This is a genomic window from Dactylosporangium aurantiacum, assembly GCF_000716715.1.
In the GTDB taxonomy this organism is placed as follows: domain Bacteria; phylum Actinomycetota; class Actinomycetes; order Mycobacteriales; family Micromonosporaceae; genus Dactylosporangium; species Dactylosporangium aurantiacum.
The window spans coordinates 1-569 of sequence record NZ_JNYJ01000147.1 but is presented as its reverse complement, the minus strand read 5'-3'; the positions used below and the strand labels follow the sequence as shown (position 1 = coordinate 569).

At 63.1% G+C, this 569-nt stretch carries 1 protein-coding gene; it reads right to left on the bottom strand.

Annotation, left to right across the window (positions count from 1 at the left end):
• Positions 1–569 (bottom strand): carbohydrate ABC transporter permease (locus OP18_RS50690; RefSeq protein ID WP_033368021.1); only part of this gene is annotated, 569 nt, incomplete at both ends.

Below are 569 nucleotides of genomic sequence, written 5' to 3'. Positions count from 1 at the left end.
TTCCAGATCACCTCCAGCAGCACCACGATGCCGAGAATCCCGCGCAGGTGCGGCAGCGTCACATGCCAGAACCGGTGCACCGCACCCGCACCGTCCAACGCCGCGGCCTCGTGCAACGCCACCGGCACCGTCTGCAACCCAGCCAGCAACATCACCATGATCCACGGGAAACTCGCCCAACTCTTCGCCACGATGACCGCCGCCATCGCAGTACCCGGACTGCCCAGCCACACGACCGGCTCATCAACCAGGCGCAACTGCACAAGCAACCCATTGAGCAGGCCGTAGTTCGCGTTGAAAATCCACAACCAGACGAACGACACCACCACCCCCGGAATCACCCACGGCATCAGGAACAACCCCCGCAACACCGCCCGCCCCCGCAACCTCGTATGCAAAGCCAGAGCAAGCGCGAACCCGATCACCACCGGCACCACAGTCGAACCGACCGTGAACACCACCGTGTGCTGCAACACCGGCCAGAAATTGCGCCGCAACACCTCGGTGAAGTTGTCCAGACCGGCGAACGAACGACCCGGCAACACCAGACTCTGGTTGAACAGGCTCGT